We start from the raw sequence: 19,542 nt of genomic DNA on the forward strand, positions 1-19,542 counted from the left end.
GCTTAACCCTTCTCCCCAGAGATCGACACGGGGCCGTAGGGATACTTCGCGTTGGGCTGGTCGGCCCAGTCCATGAAGTCCGCGCGCGCGCCCGGGAAACCCACCATCTTCCAGCCCACCATGTTCTTGTTGCCGCCGTACATCGGATCGGCGAAGAAACCTTCCTTCGTGTTGGAGAGCAGGAAACTGAAGAACGTCCTGGCGGGCACGCTCTCGAATTCGATCTTGCCGCCTTGCAGGTCCTTGAGGATCTGCTCTTGCAGCGCCTTGTCCAGTTCGGCATAGACCTTGCCGTGCGTCTTCACGCACCAGGCGTCACAGGCCTCGATGCCGTGGCGGTAGACCTCGCGGGGATTCTGGTTCAGCTGGTAGCCCAGTTCCGGCACCTGGTCGGTGTGGAACGGACCTTGCATGTACCACAGCTTGCCGTGGCCGAACGGGGTTTCCATCTGGCGGTCGATGAACTCCGGCACGCCGGCCTCGATGGCGCCGGGACCGTACTGGTCGGCGGGAATCAGATGATCCACCGCGGCCACGATGAAGGCCCATTCGGCCTTGGTGAAGTAGGTGGGTTCGTAGGGCTTGGCCGCGCGCGCAGCGGCGCTATCCGGCTCGTTGGTACAGCCGGTGGTCATTGCGCCCACCGCCAGCGTCGACGCCGGCACGATGGCCAACGCCTGCAGGAACCGCCTGCGCGGCTTTGCGTCTTCTGTCATAGACATCTCCGTGAATACTCCAAGTTGTCCTAGCTACCGAACATGAACCTGGGAACACGAACCGCCGAGCTAGTGACAACACGCTCTTCGCTTACAGAAAATCGACCCGATCCCCATGACATGCAGCTTGGGAAAGGGTGCGCACATTATGCGCTTTTTAAGCCATCTGATACGCTCAACAGACCATATCAGATCGATTTTCTTGACATGAAAATAAGTTTTGCATTAAGGACAAAGTAAGAAACCCGCTTGCGCGGGTTTCATGTCACTGCGGTGCGCGGCTAGCGCGCGATTGCGGCCTTGCCGCCGGCGAGCCGCTATCGTCAGGACTCGTCGAACAGCCGGCCGTATCCGGGCCTTGCCTTGGCCCCTCCCCCCGCAAGCCGCACGGCGTCCCAGAACCCCGCCGGCGAACTAGACACCACCGGCACGCCCAGGCGGCGCTCGACTTCGGGTATGGCGTCCAGCGTCAGCAAGCCGCCACAAGACAGCAGGATGCCGTCGCTATCGGGCGCCGCTTCGAAGGCACGCACGCACAGGTCGACCAGCGTGGCCGTATCCACGCGCGCCATGGCCTCCACGCCCGTGATGCCAAGGCTGCGGCAGCCGGTGGGAACCAGGCTCTCTTCGGCCAGGAATGCCGCCAGGCGCTCGTTCACATCGTCGATATAGGCCGTCGCCAACGCGACGCGGCGCACGCCCAGGGCGCGCAATCCGTTCAGGACCGCCGTGCTCATGGTCGTGCATGGCAGTCCCGTGGCTTCGCGCATCGCTACGGTCAACGCGGCATTGAAGGCCGCGCCCCGGTAGAAGCTGAGCGAGGTGCCCATCAGCGAAACCACCGCCGCGCCCTGCTCTTGCAGGCGGCGCGCATGGTCCACCACCGATTCGATCACGGCGTCATAGCCTTCCGGCGTGACCGAGCCCAGCCCCAGCCCGCTGGCAATGAAGGGCAGATCGGGATAGAGCCGCGCCCCATCCGCCGGCACCAGACCCGCGGCGGGCGGCACGATCATGCCGATGGTGGGAGTGCTTGCTTGCTGCATGAAAGGTTCTCCTACTGTGGATACCGAAAATCTCAAGGGGCGAAGGTCAGCTTGGCGCGCGAGATCAGGTCGACCCAGCGCTGCTCCTGCGCGGGCAGCCACGCGGCGAGCGCGTCGGCGGGCTGGTAGCGCACCAGCGAACCCTGCGCAATGAAAGCTTCCCGCAGCTTGGCGTCGGCCAATACCTGCGGCAGCGCCTGCGTGATCCTTGCCAGCGCGGCAGGCGGCGTCTTGGCTGGCGCCAGCAGGAAGATCGCCGGGGTCGCGTCAAAGCCCGGCAGCGTCTCTGCCACGGTCGGCACATCTGGCAAGCCCGGGAACCGCTCTGCGCCCAGCACCGCCAGAATGCGTATGCGCCCCGCGCTTGCCTGCGGAATCACCGCCGGCAGGCTGGAAATGGCGGACGACACCTGATCCGATGCGACCGCCTGGGTGGCCGGGCTGCCGCCTTTGTACGGCACATGCACCAGATCCACGTCGGCCATGGACTTGATCAGTTCGCCACCCAGATGATGCATGGAGCCCACACCCACCGAGGCGTAGGTGTAGCGCCCCGGCTCCTTGCGCGCCATGGCCAGCAGGTCCGGCAGCGTGCGCGCCGGGCTGGCTGCGGGCACCGCCAAGGCCAGCCCGGCGTCGCCCACCATGGCGACCGGCGTGAAGCTCGTGTTCATCCGGTAATTGACTTTCGGATAGATGTGCGGCGCAAGCAGCAGCGAGGTATCCGCCAACAGCAAGGTCGCGCCGTCGGGCTCGGCGCGCGCCACCACGTCGGCGGCGATGGTGCCTCCAGCCCCCGCGCGATTTTCCACCACCACCGGCCGGTCGATCGCCTGCGCCAGCCCCTGGGCCAACAGGCGCGCCAAGGTATCGACGCCGCCGCCCGGCGAGAACCCGACCACGATCTTGACCGGCGTGGTCTGCGCCTGCGCGGCCGGACTGGCGGCGGCGATGAACAAGGCGGCCGCAAGGCCTGCAACTCGATGGAACACGGCTAGTCTCCTGCTTCTGTTTTTGATCGATGGCGCAAAAACGCCGGACAGCATCGCGCCCCGGCCGGCGCCGGTAAACGCGGTGGACAAGGTTCAATTGACCGGCTTGGTATGCCTGCCCGCGGTGCGCGGGCCATACAGCCAGGCAAGCGTGGCCGCGGCCGGCGCGGCCTGCTCCGCGGCGCGCATGCTGCCTACCGCGGCGTACAGCCCCTGCGGAAAGCGCTCGGCGAACTCGCGGAACTGCTGCCCGCCCTCGACGATGTGGCGGGTGGCGGCCTGCGAGGCTGCACGCTCGTCGCCGTCCAGCACCGCCTCCAGCACGCCGGCGTGCTCCCGCCAGGAACAGGCAAGGCGGCCCGGCTGGTCGAAATGCCGCAGCCGGTAAGGATGGGTGCGCTTGCGTATCGCCATGATCTGCTGGATCAGGTAGCTGTTGCCGCTGGCGCGATAGAGGATGTCGTGGAACGCGAGATTCGCCGCGGCGTAGCCCCCGGGACGGCTTGCGGCCCGGGCCGGCTCGGCGTCGCGGTGCGCAGCCAGCAGTTCGGCGCGCCCGGCCTGGGTGATGCGCTGGCTGGCCAGCCCCGCGCACAGCCCTTCCAGATAGGCCAGGGTTTCGAACATATTGGCCAGTTCGCCGGGTTCCAGCGCCGCCACGAAGATGCCGACACGCGGCTTGATGTGCACGAAGCCCTGGGCCGAAAGCTGCAGCAAGGCGTCCCGCACGGGCGTGCGCGAAACGCCGCAACGTTGCGCCAGCAACGCCTCGTCCAGCGCCAGGCCCGGAGGCAACTCGGCATTGACGATCTGATCCTCCAGCGTCTGCCGTATCCGATCAGCCGCCGTGGCGGGGTAAGGCTTCTGCATCACGATTCCTAGCGGGCAACAGTGGAAGAATTATCGTCAGGGAGATCTGATATATCAACGCACGCCCGCGCTCCGGCAAGCCGCGCGCCGTTCTGATTTTCTTGACAGGAAAACGCCTTCTGCATTAATGACAAGGCATGCCGCGCTGGACGCGATCCGCACACCTATGGATATCCAATGAACGACAAGACCAAGACTTGGCGCAGCACCACGACGACGCGCAGCTGGAGCGCCGCGCAGGACCTGACGCCCGAACAGCGCGCCAACATCGAAGCACTGCTGGACGGCGGGATGGACGGCGCCACGGTCAACGAGACCTGGAGCTATGCCGGCACCGAAAACGGCGAGTCCTTCAAGGTCGAGATCAAGAACGGCGCGGTCACGGTCAATGGCCGCAAGTACGACAGCCTGGACGACGTGCCGCGCGCCGAACGCGAACGCATCGAGGCATTGCGCGCCGGCCAGGGCGACGGCGGCCTGTGGGACATGCTGCGCAATGCCGGCGTGGACGTGGAAAACCTGGCGCCGGGATTGAAGCCGCAGGACGCCAAGCCTGAATTCGTGATCGAGACCGATGACCCGGCGCCGACCCGCGCCCCGGCGGCATCCGTTCAGTCCGCCCCGAACACGGGCCTGCCGCCGGGCGCCGTGCCGCCCAAGGGCGGCGGCCTGCGCAGGACGCTGCTGATCGGCGTCGCGATCGCCCTGGGCTGGTGGGTGGCGCGGGCGCTGAACCTGTTCTGAGGCATGCTCCCGGCGAATTGTTTCAAAAATTGGCCGCCGCACGCGGCAACGCCATGCGCGACATGCATGGAAACATAAGGACAGAACCCGCCAGGAGCAGCGCGCCTACGATCTGGGATTCCCGATGCGCGCCATCTGCGCGCCTGGAGTTCGGATGCGCGTACTGCACTCGCTCAGAGCCCGTATCGCCGCCAGCCTGGCAGGCATAGGCTCTCTGCTCGCCGCGGCCAGCGTCGCGATTTACGGCGCCTACGGCAAGCTCAACCGCGCGTCCGAACCGGTATATGGCCCAGATGTCTCGATCCAGACCGGCCAGTGGCAGGTGGTGCCGCGCCGCGCCTGGACCGCGTCCACCCCCAAGGTCTACGGCGTGCCGATCAAGCCAGGTGCCACCGCGCTGGTGGTCGAGGCCGACCTCACCAACCGCACGGCCGAATCGAGCGCCGACTATCTCGGACTGCTGCGCTGGAATGCGCCGCTGGGAGCGGCTGCCGGCAAGCCCATGGTGGTCGGCCTGCGCGACTCGCAGCAAATGCCTTATCTGCAGCCCGGCCTGCCCGAGCGCATGGCCTTCGTCTGGATGCTGCCGCCCGCGGCCGCGGCGCCCGTGCGCACCGCGCTTGCCCTGCAGAGCAAGATCTACAAGCCCGTCGACAATCTGTATGGCGCGCCGGGCTGGTTCAATCCCGCGAACGTGGGCCGGATCGAGTTGCCGATAGCCCCGGACGGCGCACCGGAGTCAGCGCCATGAGCGCGCGGCTGGGCACGCTGCTGCTGGTGCTGGCCGCCGCGCTGGCCCTGTACGCCATGCAGCGCAGCACGCCCCGCTACATGGCGCTGACCGGACCCATCACGGCAAGCGGCGCAATGGGACAGACGGTGAGCGCCAGGCAGTTCGACGTCACCGTGGAGCGCGTGCAGTTCGCGCAGCAATTGCACTACCGCAGCCTGAGCGCTACGCAGACGCGCACGACGGGCGGCGTATGGGCCATCGTCTGGCTGCGCCTGGCGGCCCGGGACACGTCGGCCACTGTCGGCGAAGCCGCCTGGCTCGGACCCGACGGCCTGGCCTACCGCCACACGGACCGTCTCGTGCTCGCGCGCAACCAGCCGCCCCACGCAGTGGAACCGGGCCTGCCGCGCACCGTGCGGCTGGTGTTCGAGATCCGGCCCGATCAGGCGCGCAACGCCACGCTGCTGCTGTCCGCGCGCTATGACCCGCGCCTGGATTCGCAGGTGCGCATTGCGCTGGACGACATCCCGCTGGACGCCTCCGGCCGGCCCGTCAGCGCCACCAGCTACGATCTCGAACAGGAGGCCGCCCCATGAATGATGCGGCCGCGAGCGAACGCCGCTGGCGCCGCCGCAGCCTCTGGTTGCTGCCCATCTTGCTGGCCCTGACGCTGTACTGGAGCGCCCGCGACAGCGTGGCACGCTGGCTCGAGGGCCGCGAACTGCGGCCGCGCGAGATAGCGGCTGGCGCGCAGGCGCCGCTAGGCGGCGCGCAATGGCAGCTGCGGCAATTCGCGGTGCTGGAGCCGCCGGCCGGCAGGGGCTGGCAGCCCGGTTCGCGCGCCGCGCTGGCCGCCTTCTCCGTGCAGGTGCAATCTGCCGATCTGCCCACGCGCTGGCGCGGCTGCCGCATTGCGCTGCATGATGCGCAGGGGCGCACCTGGCTGCCCGCCATCGCCCCGGCCTTGCGCCTGCCGCGCGGCACCGCGCGCGGCTGCGTGGCTGCGGCCCACAGCGGCGCCGCCCCCGGCGCCAGCGTCGAAATCATGGAAGCCTTCATGGTGCCTGCCGACGCAGCCGCGCCCTGGTCGATCACCGTGTCCATCGATGCCGAGCGGCCCGCCTACCTGCGCTTCGCGCCGCCGGATCCTGCCGGCTGACTCATGCCGCGGGCGCGGGCGCCGCGCTGCGCATCTTCCAGGGTGCGTAAGCGCATTCCAGCACGGCGGCAAGAAAGCAGATGCGCAGGGGCTCGATCAGCAGGCCCGTGGAAGAATCGCGGAACGGACTGCCGAACAGCAGCGAAACGCCATGCGCCAGCACCTGCCAGGTATCCAGGTCGTTCGGACCGATCAGGCGCGCCGCGCCGTACCACAGCCACGCGGCGCCCCAGTCGATCAGGCGGTAGCCCACGATGAGCGTGACCAGCAGCAGCGCGCTGCTGTGAAAGGCCAACCGCACGCCGCTGGCCAGCGGCAGATAACGCTTGCGGTAGCCGGCCACGAAATGCTCGATGAAATCGCGCAGAAAACGCGGCACGGCGCGGTAGCGGTCGCCCAGCCGTTGCAGCCGTTCATAGCGCCTGAGATCGGCATCGTCGCGCACGTCATAGCCATAGACCAACGCGGCCATCACCAGCCATATCACCGGCAACAAGGCATAGAAGAACAGGCTGATCAGCGTCGTGCCCAGGCCGGGCCCTTGCGCCTCCACGGGCGTCATGCCCGCCGCCCAGGCATTCGTGACGGGCGTCAGCATGTTCATCAGGGACTGCAGCAACGCCTCCAGGCCGCGCCGGTCGGCCAGCCACTGCCACGCCTGGTCCTTCCAGCGGCTGATGACGTACAAGCCGATCAGCACCCAGTTGGTTTCGCACAGCACCACCAGCCATTGCCAGCGGCCCTTGCCCGTGCGGTCGCGCGCCGTCACCGCCGCCTTGCGCACCAGCCACGAAATCGCCACCGAGACCAGCAGCCAGCGGGAATCCAGCGCGTCCAGCACATTGCCGTGCTCGCCCAGCGGATCCAGCCCGTAGGCCAGGCGCGAGTATTGCCGCACGATGTCGCCCAGAAAGCCCCAGGCCGCGTAGTAGGCGAAGAACGGCAGCAAGGCCACCGTCAACGCCTGCCCCAGCCGCCCTCTGCTCCCGCCCGTCTCCGCCTGCCCGGCGCGCGCCGCTTCCTGCGCGCCGCGCAAGGCCGGCAGCCCCGGCAGCAGCACGAGAAACATCGCGACGGTGGTCACCAACTGAGCCAGCGCCACCAGCGTAAGCACGGCCAGGCCGGCGAGATGGTTGGCGAAGCCGGTCTGCGCCGCCACCCACAGCAGCACATCGCGGGCCAGCGTGCCTGCCAGCACCAGCGCCATCAATTGCGGCCAGAACCGCAGCCACAGCCGGCCGGTGAGTGCCCATGGCGCGAGTACGGACTCGAGCATGCCTACACCCTGCAGTGCGCGGATTGAAGCGGACGATGTTAATGCCGCCGGGACGCGCGGAGTGTTACCGCTCGCCACGATTGCGCACAGGGTGTCAATATGCGGACATGAGCACATTGACATTCCGCCCCGCCACCGCCGACGACGTCCCTGCCTGCGTGACGATCCGAGGCCAGACCAGAGAGAACGCATTTTCCGTGGAGGAACTGCGCACATTGGGCATCACCGAGGACAACTGGGCCGCCGGCGTACGCGCGGGCGATTTGCGTGGCTTCGTCGCCTGTGCGGACGGCCGTGTGACGGGCTACTGCTTCGGCGACCGCGAGACCGGTGAAATCGTGGTGCTGGCCCTGCTGCCCGAAAGCGAAAACCAGGGCGCAGGCAAGGCGCTGCTGCGGTTGATGGTCCAGCATCTGGCAAGCCTGGGACACGAACGCCTGTTCCTCGCCTGCGCCAGCGATCCCGCCGTGCGCTCCCATGGCTTCTACCGCCACCTGGGTTGGACGCCCACCGGAGAACGCGATGACGCCGGCGACGACATCCTGGAACTGTCGATCAGATAGTTTCCATGCGCCAGCCGCCGCTGCCCGCGGCCAGCCGGTGCGTCAGGTCCAGGCTGTCCATGAACGCGTCGTCATGGGACACCACGACCAGGGCGCCCCGGTAGGCGCGCAGCATCGCCTCCAATGCCTGCATCGACGGCAGATCCAGGTGATTGCTGGGTTCATCCAGCAACAGCAGCTGCGCGGGCGGGTCCGCGTACAGCGCGCAGGCCAGCGCGGCCTTCAGGCGCTCTCCTCCGCTGAGTTCACCGCTGGGCGCCGCGATCTTGCGCGCGTCCAGCCCCAGCTGGGCCAGGCGCGTGCGCAAGTCGGCTTGCGTCGCGCCGCGATTGGCCGCTTGCAGCTGCGCCAGCACGGACTGCTGCGGCGCCAGCATGGCTAATCGTTGATCCAGATACACGGCCTTTGCCGCGACTCGGCAGGTTCCGCCCGATGCCTGCAGCTGTCCCGCCAGCACCTTGAGCAAGGTCGACTTGCCGCAACCGTTCGGACCGACCACGCCCACGCGCTGCCGCCCGCCCAGCGCAAGATCGATGCGGCGCGTGGCGGCCGGGACGAACGGCAGCTCCACCGCGTCCAGCTCGGCGACGCGCCGCTGCGCTGGCATTGCGGCTGGCGGCGCATGCAACACGATGGCGTCCTGCTCGTCGATCTGCCCAGCCGCCTCGCGCACGCGCAAGACAAGCTGCTCGCTGGCGGCCTCATGCTGGCGACGCAGCTTGCCGGCGGAGGTTTCGCTGCGCGCCTTCTGCCGGCCCAGCAGGATCTTGGCCTGATTGGCGTCGCGCGCCTGCCGGTTGCCGCGCGCCTGGCGGCGCTCCTGGCGTTCGCGCTGTTCGCGCAGGGCCTGTTCTTCGCGTTGGCGCTCATGCTTGCGCTGCTCCAGCAGCGACAGCGCGCGGCCCCGTTCCTCTTCCTTGCGCTGCGCATAAAAGCTGTAGCCGCCGCCATACCCGCGCATCCCAAGCGGCGACAATTCCACGATGCGTTGCATCGCCTCCAGCAATTGCCGGTCGTGGCTGATCACCAGCAAACCGCGCGGCCAGCGTCGCAGCTGTTCGGCCAGGGCCAGCCGGTTCGGCCTGTCCAGGTGGTTGGTGGGTTCGTCCAGGATCAGGAAGTCGGCGTCCGACAGCAAGGCGCCGATCAGGGCGACACGCATGGCCTCGCCGCCGCTGAGCGCGGCGGCCGGCGTCGCGGCATCCAGGTGGCCCAGGCCGCAGCGCTCCAGTTCCTGCTGCAACGCAAGGCGCGCATCCCAGCGCTCGCCCACGATGTCGAAGTCCTCGGCGGCGGCGCTACCCGCTTCGATGCGTCCCAGCGCAGCCAGCGTGGCCTGCATGCCCGCCAGGCCGGCCACGGTTTCCGCCGCGCCAGGCGCCGCCTGCTGGGCCAGGTAATGCACGCTGCCCGAACGCAGACAGCGGCCGTGGGCCGGCGGCAGTTGTCCGGCAAGAATGCGGGCCAGCACGCTCTTGCCCACGCCATTGCGGCCCACCAGCCCGGCAGGCCGCAGGTCGAACTGTTCGTCGAGACCGGAGAATAATGTTCTGCCGTCCGGCAGAACATAAGACACGCCTTCCAGCGCGATATAGGGATTCGTCATGTGCAATTCCAAGGATGCCAAGAACTCCCCCTGCTCTTTGGGGGTGGGTGGAGACTGGCCGTCGCGAAGACGGCGGCATCAGTGGCGCATGGCGAATGACTCCTGGTGAGGTGATGAATGGGGCATTGTAAGAGCGACGGCGGCGCGGGCGCAAAGGTAAGGCTATGCCTGCTCCCGCCGCGCGTCACAAGCGCCTGTCCGTCCCGACAGGATCATGGTGCGCTCGTAGTCTTCCGCCAGCAAACGCATCACATCGGCCACACCTTGCGCGCCGCCGCAAGCCAGGCCATACAGCGCGGGCCGCCCGATGAATACGGCGCGCGCCCCCAGAGACTGGGCACGCACGATGTCCGCGCCGCTGCGCACGCCGCTGTCCAGGAATACCGGGATGCGGTCGGCGACCGCGTCGACGATCCCGGGCAGCACGCTGATCGACGACGGCGCGGCATCCAGTTGGCGGCCGCCGTGGTTGGACACGATGAGGCCGTCCACGCCATGCCGCGCCGCCAGGACGGCATCCTCGCGATGCAGCACGCCTTTCAACAGCAAGGGGCCATCCCACAGGCTGCGCAGCCAGCGCAGGCTGTCCCAGGTCAATGAACGGTCCATGCTGCGCGCAAGCAGGGATGCCTGCACTTCCATGGACAGGGATTCGTCGGCGTGTGCAGCCAGGTTCACGAAGCGCGGCGGGCCACCGCGCAGCATGCGCAGCGCCCACCCGGGCCGCCGCGCCACGTCCCAGGCGATCCGAGGCGTGATCCGGAACGGCATGGAAAAGCCGTTGCGCACATCGCGCCAGCGCCTGCCGCCCACCGGCACGTCAGCCGTCAGGACCAGCGCACGGTAGTCCGCCGCGCGCGCCCGGCGCACGAGCTGTTCGGCCAGCCGGCGGTCCTGCATTACATATAGCTGCAGCCATTGTTCGCCGCCGCCAGCGATGGCGCGCACGTCCTCGGCCCGCTGGTTCGAGGCGGTGGACTGGACAAACGGCACGCCCATTTCCGCCGCCGCCCGCGCCAGCATGCCGTCGCCGCCGGGGCGGATCACGCCATTCAGGCCGGTGGGCGCCAGCGCAAACGGTTGCCGCCAGACCGATCCGTACACCTCAACCGAAGCGTCGACTTCTCGGGTATCCCTGAGCACCCGCGGCGTCAGCCGGATCCGCTCGAAGTCTTCCCGGTTGGCCCGCAGGCAGGTTTCGTGCTCCGCGCCCCCGTCCACGAACTCGAACACGAAACGGGGCAGCACCTTGCTGGCCCGGTTTCGGTAATCCTCCATCGTCAACAGCACGCCGCACCTACTGCAGGGTGATGCCGCGTTCGCGGATGATCTTGCCCCAGCGGCTGTTCTCGCCCGCCACGAAGCTTGCCATCTGGTCCGGCGAACTGAACCAGGGTTCGACCGCGATGTTGGCGTAGAAATCGATGACCGCCTGCGTCTTCAGCGCCGCCGCCAGCCCCTGGTTCAACGCGTCCACGGTGGCGCGGGGGGTGCCGGCGGGAACCAGCATGCCCTGCCACGCGAACGCCTCAAAATCCTTCAAGCCCTGTTCATGCAGCGTGGGGATGTCCGGGAAATTCTTCATCCGCTGCGGGCTGGCCACGCCCAGCACCTTGAGCCTGCCCGTCTTCATCTGAGGCACCACCGTGGAAGCGTCCATCAAGGCGAAGGACACCGCGCCTGCCATCAAGTCCGTTACCGCCGGCGCGCCGCCGCGGTAAGCGACGTGCGTCATTTTCAAGCCGGTGCGCTCGCGGAACAGTTCGGCGGCCAGGTGCTGGGGAGAGCCCACGCCGGAACTGGCGAAATTGGCGCTGTCCGGATTGGCGCGCGCCCATTGCAGGAACTCGTCCAGGTTGCTGGCCGGCACCTTGCTGGAGACCACCAGCAGTATCGGATAGCGGGCATACAGGCCGACCGAGACGAAGTCCCGGGCGCTGTCGTAAGGCAGGCTGGCGAACAGATGCGGATTGGCCGCCAGGGTGGCGAAGTCGCCCGTGAAGACGATGTTGCCATTGGCGCGGGTATTGGCCACATAGGCCGCGGCGATGTTGGTGGCCCCGCCCGGCTTGTTGCTGACGAAGAAACTGCGCCCCATCTGCGCGCCCACGCTTTCGGCCAGCTTGCGCGCAATGGCGTCGGAGCCCCCGCCCACGGGATAGGGATGGACCCATTCAATGGGCTTGTCGCTGGCCTGGGCCCAACAGGCCGCCGCGCCCGAGCCGGCCGCCAGTACAAACAGCGCTTTCAGGAACAAACGTTTCTGCATGCCGCTACTCTCCATGTGTGTATGCCGCGCATGTCCCTGCTCAGTTGCCGACCGCGGGACAGGCCGTATTGGATGGAGAGAGTGTGAGGCCGCTCCTCATTCCTGAAAATTGTTATTTAGCGCATAAGTCATTACATTTCGGTATGGCATACAACCTCAATGAATTGCGCGCGTTCCTTGCGGTGCTGGACGAAGGCTCACTCGGCAAGGCAGCGGACAAAATGAACCTGACGCAACCCGCTCTCAGCCGCATCGTCAAGCGTCTTGAAGCGGCTGTCGGCGAACCGCTGTTCGAGCGGCATTCCGGCGGCATGCGCCTGACGGCATACGGCAAGGCCCTGGCGCCGCACGCGCAACTGCTATGCCGCGAAGAAAAGATCGCTCGCGATGAAATGAACCGCATGCGCGGCCTGGCGACAGGCGCGCTGCGCCTGGGCGTCACCGCGGGCGCGTCCGCCCTCTTCATCCCCAAGGCGCTGGAGGCGTTCCTGGCTAAGTGGCCTGGCATCGCCATCGATGTGGTCGAGGGGATCTGGGACGAATTGGCTACGGCGCTGGACAGCTATCAGGTCGACCTGGTAATCGCCCCGGAAGCGCCCGAGACCAGCAGCATCGTGTCTGCGCGCAACTGCGCATGGCAAGAAAGCATGAACGTCGTCGTCGGCGCCGGCCACCCGCGACAAGGCGACGCGGCGGTGAGCATGGAGGCCTTGCTGGAAGAGCGCTGGTGCTTCGTGCCGCAACGCACAGAGCCGCACAACCGGCTCATGTCGCTGTTCAAGGCCCGGGGCCTGCCCGCGCCGGCCATCGCGGTTTCCAGCACGTCGATTCCGCTGATCAAGAGCCTGGTCGCGTACTCCGGCTTCGTGAGTTGGCTGACACGACCCATGTACGGCGCCGAACTCAAGGCCGGCCTGATCCATGAACTGCGGGTGGACGGACTGGACCATGAGCGCAGATTTTCAGCCTACCATCGGCGTGTAGGCATACTGCCGGGGCCGGCCATGCGCTTCCTGGACGAAATCAGGAGGCTGGCGCGGGCAGGCGCGCCAACGTAGGCGCAACGCTCATCACACCAGCGTTTCCAGTTCCTTGGAGGCAGCACGCGAAACGCGCTGCCCTTCCTTTGCGGCGTTGACCTGCAAGGCCACGCGGGCCACGTCCATGACCTGCTCGACCTGCGGATAGCCGCCCTTGGCCTGCAACCACGCCAGCACGTCCGCCAGGTGCCAGATCGAGGTGCTGCCCTCGTGGACCGGCAGCGGAAAGCTGTCCGGATACGCCAGCATCAGCTTGCGCATGTTCTGGCGGGAAACCCCGACGATCTCGGCCACATCGGTCAAGCCCACCAGATCGGGCGCGGCCTCGATCAGCTTCGCGGTTGGAACCGCGCGCCTGACGTCTCCAAGGGCCGAGCGCACCGCGGCTTCCGCGCTTTCAGATTCGCGGGTGAACGCCAGCGCAATGCGCCCCGGCAGCCCGGTGCCAACCAGGGCATCGTCGCAACCGGCCGCCCCCAGGCGTTCGACCAGCGCATCGATGTCGTGATCGACGTCCGCAAGCTGGTACTTCAAGGTAAAGGTGTATTCCATCGCACTACTCCCATGCGCCGCCGTCTGCTTCGGGCAACCGGCGGTGCGCACTACAATTGTTTACGACGCGCCGCAAGGCGCGCGCATGATTGCCGGGGTTCTTCGGGGTGCTCCAGATGCTGGTGATGCAGAATTCGCCACAACGGCAGTCCGCCAGATTGCTGGGGCAATAGATCCGCCCCCAGGCATGGCTGCCGCCAACTTCCACGCGCCAGCCGCATTCTTCGGCAAGGCGCAGCGCTGCCTCTACCTCTTTCTTGGGATGGGACGGACGAGCCATCATTGGTATCCAGTATGAAGACATTCAAACAGGTTGTCAATGGACAACCAGACCACAGCTTCAGGGATGCCAACAGCGCCGGATGTCGTGGATGGACAGCGTCCTCCGTGGCCGCCGGCCCTGAAAGCCGACGTTGCAGCTTATCGAGGGCACTCGCGGGAACCAAGGCTGAATCCGTCTGAGAAACGGACGAAGGGACTGGAATGGCTTGCGGGTTCTACCATTGCGGCCCATCTTCGGGCCGCGCGCTCACCAGAGGATGATCTGCGAACAACGGAACAGCGACAGCTTGCGGCCGCTTGCGTCGACCACGGTCGCCGACCAGATCTGGGTGGTGCGGCCCATGTGTTCCGCCACCGCCTCGACGGTCAGCACGCCTTCCCGCGCGGTGCCCAGGAAGTTCGATTTCAGCTCCAGCGTGGTGAAGCCCTTGGCCCCTGCGGGCAGATGCGCCAGGGTGGCGTAGCCGGCGCAGGTATCGGCCAGCATCACCTGCGAGGCTGCGTGCAGATAACCATTGGGCGCCATCATCCACGGCGCCACCGTCATTTCCATGGACATGCGTCCTTCCTCGATGGACAGCGGCCGCACGCCGAAGGTGTCCGGCAGCGTGCCGCGCTGGCGTTCGAAGAGACTTTCTATGGTTTCGGGGGAGCGCAGCATTGAATGTGTCCTCTGTACAGGTTGTCGAGAATCAGGAAGGTACTACCGCCGGCGCTTGCCCGCCATCAGCGCGGCGCATCCGAGCGCCATGCACGCGAAGAACAAGCCCAACTGCCCCGCGCTCGGGCCAAGGCCCCCGTTAAGGCAAAGGCCGCATCGCGGCCAAGGGAAATGGAGGCATGCGTGCGCATGGTTCGATGAGGTCCGGCTGTCGATCGGGTTCAGGGCCGTTCCAGCACCGTGGCGATGCCCTGGCCGCCGCCTATGCATTGCGTGGCCAGCGCATAGCGCCCTTGGCTGCGCGCCAGCAACGCCGCAGCCTTGCCGGTGATGCGCGCGCCCGTGGCGCCCAAAGGATGGCCGATGGCCAGGCCGCCTCCGTCGATGTTGACCCGGGCCATGTCCAGGCCCAGCTCACGGACGCAAGCCAGGGCCTGCGACGAGAACGCCTCATTTATCTCCACCACGTCCAGGTCGGCCGCCGCAAGCCCCGCGCGCGCCAGCGCCTTGCGCGTGGCAGGTATCGGACCTATGCCCATGACGGCCGGGTCCACGCCCACGGTCGCGAAACTGCGGATGCGCGCCAGCGCCTCCAGGCCGTGACGCGCCGCGAAGCCGTCGCTGGCAACCAGCACCGCCGCCGCGCCGTCGGTCAGCGGCGACGAGGTGCCCGCCGTGACCACGCCATCGGCGCGGAACGCGGGCTTGAGTCCCGCCAATGCGTCCAGCGTGGTACCCGGACGGATGCAGCCGTCGGCATCGACCACCTCGCCGTCCGGCAAGCGGATGGGCACGATCTCGGCCGCCAGCAAGCCCTGCTCGCGCGCCGCGGCGGCCTTGCGGTGGGATTGCAGCGCCAGCAGTTCCTGGTCGGCTCGGCTGACGTTCCAACGCTGCGCCACGTTCTCCGCCGTCTCGCCCATGGAGAGGTAGGCGTCGCTGGACGCCTGCAGCTCGGGGTTGGGCGAAAAGTTGAAGCCGCCCTGCGGCACCATCGTCATCGACTCCACCCCCACGCAAAGAAAGGCCTCGCCCATGCCGGCCTCGATCTGCGCCGCCGCGATGTGCACCGCCTGCATCGACGAACCGCAGAAGCGGTTCACGGTCATGCCGCCCACCTCCAGGGGCAGGCCGGCCAGCAGGCCGACGATGCGCGCCAGATTGTTGCCTTGCGCGGCTTCCGGATAGGCGCAGCCCAGTATCACGTCCTCCAGCAACGCCGGATCCAGGTCCGTGCGCCGCAGCAGGCCCTGTACCACCTGCGCGGCCAACGTATCGGGCCGCAAGCCGGCCAACCGGCCCTTGCGGGCAAAGTGGAAAGGCGAGCGCGCATAAGCGGCTATGACTGCTTTCATGGTTTCAGCTTCCCAGGAGCAGGCTCAGACCGCGGCCGCGTAGCGCTGCGCAACGGTACTGCTGGACAGGTGCCCCGCCATGGCCAGGCGCGCGGCTTCGTAGGCGTCCCATTCCTCGCCAGCGTGCAGCGAGGGGATGGAGACCTTCTCGCCGCGCGCGAAGCCCAGCAAGGCGGCATCGACCAGGTCTTCGGCGCGCATCACGATGCGCTGGTCCAATGTTTCCACCGGCCGCCCGCCGATGGCCCAGAAGTCCGTGGCCGTGGCGCCGGGCAACACCGCCTGCACCTGCACGCCGGTCCCGGCCAGCTCGTGTTGCAGCGACTGGCTGAACGCCAGCACGAACGCCTTGCTGCCGCCATAGACGCCGTTCAGGACTTCGGGCGCAAGCGCCACGATGGAAGCGATATTGATGATGGCGCCCCGGCCTCGCGCGACGAAGCCCGGCACCGCCGCATAGGTCAGCCGCATCGGCGCGGTGACGTTCAGATCGACCATGCGCGTCATCTGCTCCACGTCGCTTTGCAGCAGCGGCGTATGCGTGCCGATGCCGGCGTTGTTCACCAGCAAGGCAATGCTGGCGTCCTGGCGCAGCTGGTCTTCGACGCGGGCCAGCGACGCGCGGTCGCCCAGGTCCGCCGCCAATACCTCCACCGCGCGGCCGCTGCGGGTGCTGATGCCGCTGGCCAGCGTGTTCAGACGCTCGCGGTTGCGGGCGACCAGGATCAGGTCGTAGCCCTGCTGCGCCAATTTTTCCGCGTACAGCGCGCCGATGCCGCTGGATGCGCCCGTGACGAGGGCGGTGCCGAGTTGGGTTTGTGCCATGTTGGGACTCACAAAGAGGGGTTGCGATGGGAGCCATGTTGCGGCTTGCAGCGCATGGCGTAAATGACGTATACAGTCGTAAATAAGGACATCAACGCTGGACATATGCGGGGCCAGAACCCGCCAGGACGCCCCATGCACCGCATCGGTTACATACTTCCCGAAGGCTTCCAAATCATCGGCCTGGGCACGCAGGCCGTATTCGAACTCGCCAACGCGGTGGCGCGCGAGCCCTTCTACGCCGTGGAAAGCTACGCCCTGGACGGCGCGGTGCGCGCCTCGGCGGGCCTGACGGTGCAGGCCCGTCCGCTCACCGCCCGCAGCCAGGCCGACACCTGGCTGGTGGCCGGCGTGCTTTCGCCCCTGTCCAGGCGCGTCTCGCCCGAACTCCCCCGGCTGCTGGAGAAACTCGCGCCACGCTCGCGCCGCGTCGCCGGCCTGTGCACCGGCGCATTCCTGCTGGCCGAAGCGGGCTTGCTGGACGAGCGGCGCGCCACCACGCACTGGTACTGGGCCGACGCCTTGCAGCAGCGCCACCCCCGCGCGCAGGTCGAGGCCGACCGCATCTACATCGCCGACGGGGCGGTCTGGACCTCCGCCGGCATGACGGCGGAAATGGACCTGGCCTTGGCGCTGGTGGAGAAGGACCTGGGCGCGGAACTCGCGCGCGCGGTGGCGCACCGGCTGGTCATGCATCAGCGCCGTTCCGGCGGGCAATCACAGCACTCGGAAATGCTCAGGCTCGCGCCCAAGTCCGACCGCATCCAGCAGGCGCTGGAACATGCCCGGCGCAACCTCGCCCGTCCCTTGAGCGTGGAGGATCTGGCCCAGGCCGCCAGCCTGAGCCCGCGCCAGTTCAGCCGTGTATTCACGGCCGAGACCGGCCAGTCGCCCGCCAAGGCCATCGAGGGGCTGCGGCTGGAAGCCGCCCGGCTGATGATAGAAAGCAGCCGGCATCCGCTGGAAGTGGTGGCCAGGGAAACCGGTTTTCGCGACCGCCGCCACTTGCGCGAGGCTTTTCTGCGCGGCTTCGGCATGCCGCCGCAGGCGGTGCGGCGCGATGCGCGCACCAGCCCTCCCGGCCCCTGAGCGGCGCCGGATACGCCGCGGCCCCCGGCCTGCGGTCCAGTACAATTCGCGTTTGGCGACGTTGTGCTCGCCCATTTATCTGGACCAAAGATGTTGCGACTGTCTGAAATCAAGCTGCCGTTGAATCACACGCCCGAAGAATTGCCTGCCGCGATTCTCAAGAAACTGGGTGTAGCGGCCAGCGATCTGCGCGGCTACACCGTTGCCTCCCGCAGCTATGACGCGCGCAAGAAGCACAACATCCTGCTGATCTACACGCTGGACGTCGACGTCGAAAACGAAACGGCGCTGCTCAAGCGCTATCACGACGACCGCAACGTCAAGCCCACTCCCGACACCGAATACAAGTTCGTCGCCCAGGCGCCCGCCAACCTGAGCAAGCGCCCCATCGTCATCGGCACCGGCCCCTGTGGGCTGTTCGCCGGGCTGGTCCTGGCGCAGATGGGCTTCAAGCCCATCATCCTGGAACGCGGCAAGGCCGTGCGCGAACGGACCAAGGACACCTGGGGCCTGTGGCGCAAGCGCATCCTGAACCCCGATTCGAACGTGCAATTCGGCGAAGGCGGCGCCGGCACCTTCTCCGACGGCAAGCTGTACAGCCAGATCAAGGACCCCAAGCACTACGGCGAAAAAGTGCTCAAGGAATTCGTCCTGGCCGGCGCGCCCGAAGAAATCCTGTACGTGAGCAAGCCGCACATCGGCACGTTCCGTCTGGTCGGCATGGTGGAAGTCATGCGCGACACCATCACCAAGCTGGGCGGCGAAGTCCGCTTCTCCAGCAGGGTCGAAACGCTGCATCGGGAAAACGGCCGCGTCACCGGCGTGACCCTGGCCGGCGGCGAGCACATTGAGGCCGACCACGTCGTGCTGGCCATCGGCCACAGCGCGCGCGACACCTTCCAGATGCTGCACGACCAGGGCGTGTTCATGGAAGCCAAGCCCTTCTCGATCGGCTTCCGGATCGAACATCCGCAGTCGCTGATCGACCGCGCCCGCTTCGGCCCCAACGCCGGCCACCCCATCCTGGGCGCGGCGGATTACAAGCTGGTGCATCATGCCAGCAACGGACGCTCGGTCTACAGCTTCTGCATGTGCCCGGGTGGCACGGTGGTGGCTGCCACGTCCGAACCCGACCGTGTCGTCACCAACGGCATGAGCCAGTACTCGCGCAACGAGCGCAACGCCAACGCGGGCATCGTGGTCGGGATTTCGCCCGAGGTCGATTACCCCGAACATGTGCTGGCGGGCGTGGATTTCCAGCGCAAATGGGAATCCCAGGCGTTCGAGCTGGGCGGCCGCAATTACAGCGCACCAGGCCAACTGGTCGGCGATTTCATCGCCGGCCGGGCCTCGACCGAATTCGGCTCCGTGCAGCCCTCATATACGCCGGGCGTGCACCTGACCGACCTGGCCGCCGCGCTGCCCGAATTCGCGATCAGCGCCATCCGCGAAGCGCTGCCCGTCTTCGACAAGACCATCAAGGGTTTCGGCATGCACGACGCCGTGCTCACCGGCGTCGAAACCCGCACCTCGTCGCCCATCCGCATCAAGCGCGACAACGAGACTCTGCAAAGCCTCAATACCCAAGGCCTGTTCCCGGCTGGCGAAGGCGCGGGCTATGCCGGCGGCATCCTCTCGGCGGGCGTGGACGGCATCAAGATCGCCGAGGCGGTGGCCTTGAGCATCATGAGCCAGCAGGGGTAAGCGTGCCGGGCCCGGCACGGGCCCGCGAAATGCGCCTGCTGAACCCCGCCGCTTGACCTT

At 67.3% G+C, this 19,542-nt stretch carries 21 protein-coding genes; 8 read left to right on the forward strand and 13 right to left on the reverse strand.

Annotated features, from left to right (window positions below):
* Positions 1 to 2: 2 nt before the first annotated feature.
* From N5C88_RS21820 to N5C88_RS21835, 4 genes are all read right to left on the reverse strand, one after another.
* The gene (locus tag N5C88_RS21820; RefSeq protein WP_059373140.1) at positions 3 to 716 is read right to left on the reverse strand and encodes a gluconate 2-dehydrogenase subunit 3 family protein; all 714 of its coding nucleotides are present in this window, start codon (positions 714 to 716) and stop codon (positions 3 to 5) included.
* A 323-nt stretch (positions 717 to 1,039) separates the two neighbouring features.
* Positions 1,040 to 1,762, reverse strand: a complete 723-nt coding sequence (locus tag N5C88_RS21825; protein ID WP_280016214.1) for an aspartate/glutamate racemase family protein — start codon at positions 1,760 to 1,762, stop codon at positions 1,040 to 1,042.
* 32 nt (positions 1,763 to 1,794) lie between these two features.
* A complete protein-coding gene (locus tag N5C88_RS21830; protein ID WP_280016215.1) occupies positions 1,795 to 2,754 on the reverse strand; it encodes a tripartite tricarboxylate transporter substrate binding protein in 960 nt (319 codons plus the stop codon).
* A 93-nt stretch (positions 2,755 to 2,847) separates the two neighbouring features.
* A complete protein-coding gene (locus N5C88_RS21835) occupies positions 2,848 to 3,624 on the reverse strand; it encodes a GntR family transcriptional regulator (protein WP_118933295.1) in 777 nt (258 codons plus the stop codon).
* 177 nt (positions 3,625 to 3,801) lie between these two features.
* Here N5C88_RS21835 and N5C88_RS21840 point away from each other — a divergent pair, with 177 nt between their 5' ends.
* From N5C88_RS21840 to N5C88_RS21855, 4 genes are all read left to right on the forward strand, one after another.
* Entirely contained in the window at positions 3,802 to 4,368 is a 567-nt protein-coding gene (locus tag N5C88_RS21840; protein ID WP_280016216.1) for a hypothetical protein, read from the forward strand.
* A 154-nt stretch (positions 4,369 to 4,522) separates the two neighbouring features.
* Positions 4,523 to 5,119, forward strand: coding sequence for a hypothetical protein (locus N5C88_RS21845; RefSeq protein WP_280016217.1), 597 nt, complete (start codon positions 4,523 to 4,525; stop codon positions 5,117 to 5,119).
* A complete protein-coding gene (locus N5C88_RS21850) occupies positions 5,116 to 5,697 on the forward strand; it encodes a hypothetical protein (RefSeq protein WP_280016218.1) in 582 nt (193 codons plus the stop codon). The genes N5C88_RS21845 and N5C88_RS21850 overlap by 4 nt, the downstream gene beginning before the upstream one ends.
* A complete protein-coding gene (locus N5C88_RS21855; protein WP_059373162.1) occupies positions 5,694 to 6,260 on the forward strand; it encodes a hypothetical protein in 567 nt (188 codons plus the stop codon). Before N5C88_RS21850 ends, N5C88_RS21855 begins: the two co-directional genes overlap by 4 nt.
* 1 nt (position 6,261) lies before the next feature.
* On the opposite strand, the gene N5C88_RS21860 is transcribed toward N5C88_RS21855, so the two are convergent.
* A complete protein-coding gene (locus tag N5C88_RS21860; RefSeq protein WP_280016219.1) occupies positions 6,262 to 7,536 on the reverse strand; it encodes a hypothetical protein in 1,275 nt (424 codons plus the stop codon).
* 107 nt (positions 7,537 to 7,643) lie between these two features.
* Between N5C88_RS21860 and N5C88_RS21865 the strand changes: the two genes are divergently transcribed.
* Positions 7,644 to 8,099, forward strand: a complete 456-nt coding sequence (locus tag N5C88_RS21865; protein ID WP_280016220.1) for a GNAT family N-acetyltransferase — start codon at positions 7,644 to 7,646, stop codon at positions 8,097 to 8,099.
* Here the strand turns inward: N5C88_RS21865 and N5C88_RS21870 are convergent.
* From N5C88_RS21870 to N5C88_RS21880, 3 genes are all read right to left on the reverse strand, one after another.
* The gene (locus N5C88_RS21870; protein WP_280016221.1) at positions 8,092 to 9,705 is read right to left on the reverse strand and encodes an ABC-F family ATP-binding cassette domain-containing protein; all 1,614 of its coding nucleotides are present in this window, start codon (positions 9,703 to 9,705) and stop codon (positions 8,092 to 8,094) included. The genes N5C88_RS21865 and N5C88_RS21870 overlap by 8 nt on opposite strands.
* 162 nt (positions 9,706 to 9,867) lie before the next feature.
* Positions 9,868 to 10,995 (reverse strand): alpha-hydroxy acid oxidase, encoded by a 1,128-nt coding sequence (locus N5C88_RS21875; protein ID WP_280016222.1) that lies wholly within the window; start codon positions 10,993 to 10,995, stop codon positions 9,868 to 9,870.
* A 7-nt stretch (positions 10,996 to 11,002) separates the two neighbouring features.
* Entirely contained in the window at positions 11,003 to 11,974 is a 972-nt protein-coding gene (locus tag N5C88_RS21880; RefSeq protein WP_118932178.1) for a tripartite tricarboxylate transporter substrate binding protein, read from the reverse strand.
* Positions 11,975 to 12,117: 143 nt separating this feature from the next.
* Between N5C88_RS21880 and N5C88_RS21885 the strand changes: the two genes are divergently transcribed.
* Positions 12,118 to 13,032 (forward strand): LysR family transcriptional regulator, encoded by a 915-nt coding sequence (locus N5C88_RS21885; protein ID WP_280016223.1) that lies wholly within the window; start codon positions 12,118 to 12,120, stop codon positions 13,030 to 13,032.
* Positions 13,033 to 13,044: 12 nt separating this feature from the next.
* Here the strand turns inward: N5C88_RS21885 and N5C88_RS21890 are convergent, their stop codons facing one another.
* From N5C88_RS21890 to N5C88_RS21910, 5 genes are all read right to left on the reverse strand, one after another.
* Positions 13,045 to 13,566, reverse strand: coding sequence for a hypothetical protein (locus tag N5C88_RS21890; RefSeq protein ID WP_059373175.1), 522 nt, complete (start codon positions 13,564 to 13,566; stop codon positions 13,045 to 13,047).
* Positions 13,567 to 13,570: 4 nt separating this feature from the next.
* A complete protein-coding gene (locus tag N5C88_RS21895) occupies positions 13,571 to 13,846 on the reverse strand; it encodes a hypothetical protein (RefSeq protein ID WP_251879733.1) in 276 nt (91 codons plus the stop codon).
* A 249-nt stretch (positions 13,847 to 14,095) separates the two neighbouring features.
* Positions 14,096 to 14,509, reverse strand: a complete 414-nt coding sequence (locus N5C88_RS21900) for a PaaI family thioesterase (RefSeq protein WP_059373177.1) — start codon at positions 14,507 to 14,509, stop codon at positions 14,096 to 14,098.
* A gap of 221 nt (positions 14,510 to 14,730) precedes the next feature.
* Positions 14,731 to 15,864 (reverse strand): thiolase family protein, encoded by a 1,134-nt coding sequence (locus tag N5C88_RS21905; protein WP_280016224.1) that lies wholly within the window; start codon positions 15,862 to 15,864, stop codon positions 14,731 to 14,733.
* A gap of 24 nt (positions 15,865 to 15,888) precedes the next feature.
* Entirely contained in the window at positions 15,889 to 16,689 is an 801-nt protein-coding gene (locus tag N5C88_RS21910; RefSeq protein WP_280016225.1) for an SDR family oxidoreductase, read from the reverse strand.
* 135 nt (positions 16,690 to 16,824) lie between these two features.
* Between N5C88_RS21910 and N5C88_RS21915 the strand changes: the two genes are divergently transcribed.
* Positions 16,825 to 17,778: a GlxA family transcriptional regulator gene (locus N5C88_RS21915; protein ID WP_118932176.1), complete on the forward strand. Its 954-nt coding sequence runs from the start codon at positions 16,825 to 16,827 to the stop codon at positions 17,776 to 17,778.
* A gap of 90 nt (positions 17,779 to 17,868) precedes the next feature.
* Positions 17,869 to 19,482 carry an NAD(P)/FAD-dependent oxidoreductase gene (locus N5C88_RS21920; protein ID WP_280016226.1) on the forward strand — a complete coding sequence of 538 codons (1,614 nt, stop codon included), beginning with the start codon at positions 17,869 to 17,871 and terminating at the stop codon, positions 19,480 to 19,482.
* Positions 19,483 to 19,542 lie beyond the last annotated feature (60 nt).

Source organism: Achromobacter sp. GD03932, from assembly GCF_029839485.1.
In the GTDB taxonomy this organism is placed as follows: domain Bacteria; phylum Pseudomonadota; class Gammaproteobacteria; order Burkholderiales; family Burkholderiaceae_B; genus Achromobacter; species Achromobacter bronchisepticus_A.